The 6973-nt window shown below is 47.8% G+C and carries 6 protein-coding genes; all 6 read right to left on the reverse strand.

Annotated elements, in window-relative coordinates:
- Positions 1-2: 2 nt before the first annotated feature.
- Positions 3-1889: a tRNA uridine-5-carboxymethylaminomethyl(34) synthesis enzyme MnmG gene (gene mnmG / locus NSU01_RS35530; RefSeq protein WP_076243744.1), complete on the reverse strand. Its 1887-nt coding sequence runs from the start codon at positions 1887-1889 to the stop codon at positions 3-5.
- Positions 1890-1904: 15 nt separating this feature from the next.
- Positions 1905-3281, reverse strand: a complete 1377-nt coding sequence (gene mnmE, locus NSU01_RS35535; protein ID WP_042140605.1) for a tRNA uridine-5-carboxymethylaminomethyl(34) synthesis GTPase MnmE — start codon at positions 3279-3281, stop codon at positions 1905-1907.
- Between the two features lie 195 nt (positions 3282-3476).
- Entirely contained in the window at positions 3477-4211 is a 735-nt protein-coding gene (gene jag, locus NSU01_RS35540; RefSeq protein ID WP_039295766.1) for an RNA-binding cell elongation regulator Jag/EloR, read from the reverse strand.
- Positions 4208-5155 carry a YidC/Oxa1 family membrane protein insertase gene (locus NSU01_RS35545; RefSeq protein ID WP_042140606.1) on the reverse strand — a complete coding sequence of 316 codons (948 nt, stop codon included), beginning with the start codon at positions 5153-5155 and terminating at the stop codon, positions 4208-4210. Before NSU01_RS35545 ends, jag begins: the two co-directional genes overlap by 4 nt.
- Before the next feature lie 86 nt (positions 5156-5241).
- Positions 5242-5592 carry a ribonuclease P protein component gene (gene rnpA / locus NSU01_RS35550; RefSeq protein ID WP_042140607.1) on the reverse strand — a complete coding sequence of 117 codons (351 nt, stop codon included), beginning with the start codon at positions 5590-5592 and terminating at the stop codon, positions 5242-5244.
- Between the two features lie 504 nt (positions 5593-6096).
- A complete protein-coding gene (gene rpmH, locus NSU01_RS35555) occupies positions 6097-6231 on the reverse strand; it encodes a 50S ribosomal protein L34 (protein WP_039295761.1) in 135 nt (44 codons plus the stop codon).
- Between the last annotated feature and the right edge of the window lie 742 nt (positions 6232-6973).

Below are 6973 nucleotides of genomic sequence, written 5' to 3' on the forward strand. Positions count from 1 at the left end.
GATTATCCTTTCGCCGCTGTCACACGGTTATAATGCTCCAGATGTACAAGCAGAATCGAGATATCCGCCGGTGTTACTCCTCCGATGCGCGAAGCCTGGCCGATGGAGATTGGAGCGATCTTGGTCAGCTTTTGCCGGGCTTCCATCGCAAGTCCATGAATCTCATTGTAGTTGATATCTTCAGGGATCTTCTTCTTCTCCATCTTCTGCAGCTTCTCAACATGCTGGAGCTGTTTCTCAATATATCCGGCATACTTTATCTGAATCTCAACCTGCTCCTTCATATCTTCGTCCAGTTCTTCTGGGGCAGGCGATATCATATCTACGAAGCTGTAGGCAAGCTCCGGACGGCGCATTAAGGTTAGCAGATTGCTTCCGTCAACAATCGGTGCAGAGTCATATCCGGCAAGAGCTTCATTTACTTGAACAGGTTTAACCTTCGTTTCCTGCAGGCGGATGATTTCACGGTCCACTCGTCCTTTTTTATCAAGGAATGCCTCATACCGTTGCTCTGGAATAAGTCCAATTTCATAACCGATTGGAGTCAGGCGCAGGTCCGCATTATCATGACGGAGCAGCAGGCGGTATTCCGCACGCGAAGTCAGCAGACGATAAGGTTCATTGGTTCCCTTGGTGACGAGATCATCAATCAGCACACCGATATAACCTTGGGACCGGTCAAGCACCACCGGCTCCTTCTCCTGTACTTTACGCGCTGCGTTAATGCCTGCAATTACACCCTGCCCTGCAGCTTCCTCATAACCGGAGGTACCGTTGATTTGCCCTGCTGTGAACAGTCCCGGCAACCGTTTGGTTTCAAGGGAAGGCCAGAGCTGTGTTGGAACCATCGCATCATATTCAATGGCATAGCCGTTACGCATCATTTCAACCTTTTCCATACCGGGAATGGAACGCAGCACTGCCAGTTGTACATCCTCAGGGAGGCTTGTAGACAGACCTTGTACATAGTATTCCGATGTGTTTTTACCTTCAGGCTCAAGGAAGATTTGATGCTGTGATTTATCGCTGAACCGCACGACCTTATCTTCGATCGATGGACAATAGCGAGGACCTGTTCCTTCAATAATTCCGGTAAACATCGGTGCCCGGTGCAGGTTGTCATTAATAATCTGATGTGTGACCGGTGATGTGTAAGTCAGCCAGCAAGGCAGCTGTTCATTATCTGATGACTTGGTTTCAAAAGAGAAGAATTTCGGTTTATCATCGCCCGGCTGGATTTCTGTCTTGGAGAAATCAATCGTGTCCTTATGCACACGCGGTGGTGTTCCTGTCTTAAAGCGGACAAGATCGAATCCAAGCTCACGCAAATTCTCCGACAACCGTACGGACGGCTGCTGATTGTTCGGTCCGCTCTCATAAGTCAGTTCACCCATAATCACTTTGCCGCGCAGATAGGTTCCGGTCGTCAGGATAACAGTTTTGCTGTGATATATGGTTCCGGTCTTCGTAACAACCCCGGCACAGCGGCCGTCCTCAACAATCAGTTCTTCCACCATGCCCTGGCGCAGTGTCAGGTTTGGCGTCTTTTCCATCGTTTCCTTCATCGCATGCTGATAGAGGAACTTGTCTGCCTGTGCACGAAGTGCATGGACAGCAGGTCCTTTCCCGGTATTAAGCATCCGCAGCTGAATGAAAGTCTTATCTATATTGCGGCCCATTTCCCCGCCCAGCGCATCAATTTCACGCACTACATGGCCCTTGGCGGGTCCGCCAATGGATGGATTACATGGCATGAAGGCCACCATATCCAGGTTAATCGTGATCATCAGTGTGCGGCAGCCCATCCGTGCAGCAGCCAGAGCCGCTTCACAGCCGGCATGTCCGGCGCCAATGACGACAACATCATAGCTGCCTCCATCATAATTCATAACTGTTCCCTCCTTTTATTTGCCTAAGCAGAACTGCGAGAAAATCTGATCCAGCAGAGAATCCGCAGCCGTATCTCCAACGATCTCACCGAGCTGCTCCCAGGCCAGACGCACATCAATCTGTATCATATCTATAGGAATAAGCATCTCCGCAGCTTCGTAGGCATCCTGAAGTGATTTATGCGCCTTCTTCAGCAGGGCAATATGTCTTACATTACTTACGTAAGTCAAGTCACCCGACTCCAGCTTGCCTCCGAAAAAGAGTGCCGAGATCGCCTCTTCCAGTTTATCCAGTCCTTCCTCTTCCAGCACAGACATCGGTACAATGCTCGATTCGTCAAAAAAAGAGCGCAGCTTATCCGTATCCAGACGGGACGGTAAGTCCATTTTATTCATGATGACCAAGGCTTGTCTACCGTGGATTTGTTCCATAAGTGCCAGTTCATCCTCATGCAGCTCATCATTGGCATTCAGCACCAGCAGAATCAGATCCGCATCGCTAAAAGCCGCCTTCGAACGTTCCACACCGATTCTTTCTACCACATCCATCGTTTCACGGATACCGGCAGTGTCCAGCAGCTTCAGGGGAATATTATTAATCGTAACATACTCTTCTATTACATCACGCGTTGTTCCCGGAATATCGGTTACAATCGCCTTGTTGTCGCGGGCAAGCGCGTTAAGCAGGGAGGATTTGCCGACATTAGGCCGGCCTACAATTGCTGTTGTAATCCCTTCGCGCAGAATCTTTCCTTCATTAGCTGTACGAAGCAGCTTGTTAATGCCTTCCATAACCTCTTGGCTCTTGTCCTTGATGAAATCGGCAGTTAAGGATTCCACATCATGTTCCGGATAATCAATGTTCACTTCAATATGAGCCAGCATCTCAATAAGAGTGTGCCGAAGCTCATGAATCCGTGCGGATAGAGAACCGCTAACCTGCTTAAGCGCAACCGAGAAGGCACGGTCTGATTTGGAACGAATCAGGTCGATAACAGCCTCCGCCTGCGAAAGATCAATCCGTCCGCCCAGAAAAGCACGTTTGGTGAATTCCCCCGGCTCAGCCAGCCGGATATCCTGCTGCAGCAGCAGGTCCATCACTCTTCTTACAGAGATTACGCCGCCATGGGCACTGATCTCCACTACATCTTCCGTTGTAAAAGAACGCGGTCCCTTCATAACCGTAACCAGCACTTCTTCCATCCGCTCCCCATCCAGCGGACTTACAATATGTCCATAATGCACAGTATGGGATTCAGCTTCCGTAAGGGGGATACGGCTTTGGAACAATGGAGCAACCTGGCTGATAGCCTGCGGTCCGCTAACCCGGATGATGGCAATTCCGCCCTCGCCCAGAGCCGTCGATACAGCAGCAATAGTGTCACTAAGCATGTTGTTATTCACCTCTGACTTGATCTTTTCTTATTTGTATCTTCAAGTGGAAACGGTTAAGCCGTCCTCCAAAGGACGGCATACGTTTCAGCGGGAAATATAAGGGTAATATATTTCGCGAACCATATAAATTGTTATATTTCAAAAAAACAATGACTCCTCGCATAGGTCAAGGAGTCATTGCGGCATATAGATCTACTTCAATGTTATAACGACGCGGCGGTTCGGTTCTTCACCCTTGCTAAGCGTGTTAACCTGCCGGTGATCTTGTAATCTGGAATGAATAATCTTGCGTTCCTGCGGGGACATGGGTTCCAGGACGACCTCTTTACGGGTCCGGACTACACGTCCCGCGAGCCGGTCCGCCAATTCCTCAAGCGTCTTCTTGCGGCGTTCACGGAAGTTCTCCGCATCCAGCACAAGGCGGATGAAGCTGTCGGAATAGCGGTTGGCAACAATATTAGCCAAATACTGCAGAGCATCGAGAGTTTGTCCTCTTCTGCCGATCAGCAGCCCGAGATCCGGACCGGATATTTGCAGAACAGTTGATTCCTTGGTATGAACGATTTCAACTTCCACCTCGAGCCCCATGCTCTTGGCGACATCCACAATGAAATGAACGGCCTGTTGGTAAGCTTCCTCCACCGGTTGTCCGGAATCCTGGCGCGGTACGCCGCTGATCGCCTCTGGTTTGCTCTCTCTTGTTGACTGCTGAGACAGTAGCGGAGCACTCGCCGCTGATGCCGGTGCGGCTTCAGAGATCAAGGTCAATTCTACCTTGGCTCCCTTCGCACCGATCAATCCAAGGAATCCTTTTGACGGCTGTTCAAGTACGTTGACCGTTACCCGGTCCTTCTGAACTCCAAGCTGGTTAAGTCCCCGTTCTACAGCTTCTTCAATGGTTTTCCCTGTCGCGACGACTTTGCTCATTTTGACTTTTTGACCCCCTTCTTCCCTTTGCTGCTATTACCTTTTGCAGCAGGAGTAACATCTTTGCGGGCGTTATTGTTGCTGTTCTTGCTCTTCGTCAAATTCACTTCTTTGGCTTTGCCGTTACCCGCAGTAGCGTTAGCGGTGGCACTTGCAGCGGCAATAGCCGCTTTATGTTTATCGTTGTTGCGGTACAAGAAGTAGTTCTGAATAATGGTGTACAGATTGCTATAGAACCAGTACAGCGGAAGCGCAGACGGGAAGTTGTAGGACATGATGAAAATCAGAACCGGGTATACCATCATCATGAACTGCATTGGACCCTGCTGTTGTACCGGGTTCATTTTGGTCATCATACGGGTCTGAATGAATGTCGTAGCAGCGGCAAGAAGCGGCAGAATGAACAGGTGATCGGGCTTGCCGAGCTGCAGCCACAGGAAGTCATGCAATCTAAGATCCGGGTTGTAATAGATCGAGTTGTACAGGGCGATGAAGATCGGCATCTGCACGATCAGCGGCAGACAGCCTGCCATCGGATTTACCTTGTTCTCCTGGAACAGGCGCATCGTTTCCTGCTGTACCTTTTCGGGCTCATCTTTATATTTTTTCTTAATCTTCTCAAGTTCCGGTTGGATGGCCTGCATCGCACGTGAACTCTTAACCTGTTTCATGGTAAGCGGCAAAATTAACGTACGCACAATGATAACCATTACAAGTACGGCTAATCCGTACTGGCCATTAAACCACTTCGCGAAAGTATCCAGTGCAATGGCGAAATAATAGACGACATTACTCTGCCAGAAGCCTCCATTTTTCAAATCTTCCGTAGTGTGCGTCACTGATGCCGCCCCAGACGGAGAACACCCCGACAGAACAGCAATCATTAGAACCATTAACCCGAGGAGAAGAAACATTTTTCCTCGCTTAGTCTTCATTAGAGACACTTCAAAACCCCTCTCATAAACATTCCATTGCACCGTAAATCATAACATAATTATGGATACAAATAAACAAGCCCCCTGTGCCCCTCTTACTTGTGCAAAGCCTTGAGCAGCTTGGCTTTGCGAAGCACATGCAGCACGCTTTTCTCGAGCTCGCCGTAATCCTTGGAGAGAGCTCCTTTTCTTACGATGAACACGATGTCCAGACCCCCGATAATTTCCGGCTCATGGTGACGGACAATTTCCTTTACCAGCCGCCTCATACGGTTGCGTACCACGGCGTTTCCAACCTTCTTGCTGACAGATATACCTACGCGGAAACGCTCCACCTCTTTTCTGGGAAACCAGTACACCACATATTGATGATTCGCAAATGACTTCCCATGGCGGTATACGCGGCTGAAGTCGGCACGGTTTCGTAATCGTAGACTTTTGTGCACGGGACTCTCCTATTCAAATACCGGATTTCGCGTAAGCTCCGGAATTTCATCTTCTAATTAGTATAGTCATTCAGGTGATGCCATAAACGGCATCTGTTTCAGCGGAAAGATAAGGCTCCTTCATAATGCAAAGCGTATACATTTTCATCTTTCAAAAAAACCCCGCAGTAGCGCTATCATCCTCTGCAGAGCCAAACTTTTATTGTTGCAGCTGCAGAATAACAGTGGTCCTCCCGCTCTGAGGAGATGCATCCAATTCTGCGCTATATATAGAAGGGAAAAATGCCGGGCATCCTCTTCCTTCCTTATATAACAATCAAAAAAAGCCCCGCAAAGTGCGGCTCTGTAGTGAAGCGTGATCCGTAACTTTTGCGGGGATCCCATGTAAAATAACCCCACAAAGTGGGGCTTTGCTTCGATGATTACTCAGGTACTTTATGGGGACCCCATTGAATTCTCATCTTGTAAAAAAGGACCACCGCAGTGGTCCCTAAGTGGCCTAACTTACGCACTCAAAACTTTTCTGCCTTTCAAGCGGCGGGCTGCCAGCACTTTGCGGCCGTTTTTCGTGCTCATTCTTTTGCGGAAACCATGCACCTTTTTGCGTTTGCTCACATTCGGTCTGAACGTCGGTCTCATGTATTGCACCTCCCTTACAGGAACTTAATTACTGTCATATAAGCAGAAACGGACTAAGCCGTCCTTAGAGTAGGGACAGTATCTACAAGTATTATCAATTAAATTTGGAGACATATCCTCACAGAAAACACCTTTATATATTTAAACACATAATCAAGGCAAAAGTCAACCTTGTCCCCTTCCTCCCTCTTTTTTATTTCTCCACAGGTCTCTTCAGCTGCTGCTGTCTATCTATCCCCAGATTGCTTCCGTCCCTCCAAAATTCGGCCTCCGCGTCTTATCCACAGCCCTTTTGTCTCAAAAAGTAATCCACAGGACATTATAGTTATCCACCTGTGATCAAAAAAAATAGTCGACTGCTCACAACTGAGCACAACCTGTGTATAAAAATATCGAAGCCATGACGGAAACTGTCGAACGGTAAACAATTTATCAACAATATGTAGTGGTGTTCCTAAAAATTATACACAAGTGATTGAATTTGTGGATAAAATAGCGTGGCTCATTGAAAAACAAGGGGGGTTTTGCTATGATGGTATTACTTTTGAATGTGAATAGATTTGTTTGTTCTCTATATTATCAACAAGCTGTGGATAAAGTTGTGAACAATTCAAATTTATCCATATTTTTTTGTCTCTTGATATTGCATATTGGGGATAAGATTCAGCAACAACCCATTTTCTTCGACATTTCCACTTCATGGCTGATGCCACATTTGGAAGATTTAAAGGAGTGACAGTCT

The sequence above is a fragment of the Paenibacillus sp. FSL H8-0259 genome, assembly GCF_037963255.1.
Lineage (GTDB): Bacteria > Bacillota > Bacilli > Paenibacillales > Paenibacillaceae > Paenibacillus_AQ > Paenibacillus_AQ phytohabitans.

Coding starts and splice junctions, on each gene's coding strand:
- mnmG (WP_076243744.1), bottom strand. CDS start 1,889: ATGAATTATGATGGAGGCAGCTATGATGTTGTCGTCATTGGCGCCGGA.
- mnmE (WP_042140605.1), bottom strand. CDS start 3,281: ATGCTTAGTGACACTATTGCTGCTGTATCGACGGCTCTGGGCGAGGGC.
- jag (WP_039295766.1), bottom strand. CDS start 4,211: ATGAGCAAAGTCGTCGCGACAGGGAAAACCATTGAAGAAGCTGTAGAA.
- rpmH (WP_039295761.1), bottom strand. CDS start 6,231: ATGAGACCGACGTTCAGACCGAATGTGAGCAAACGCAAAAAGGTGCAT.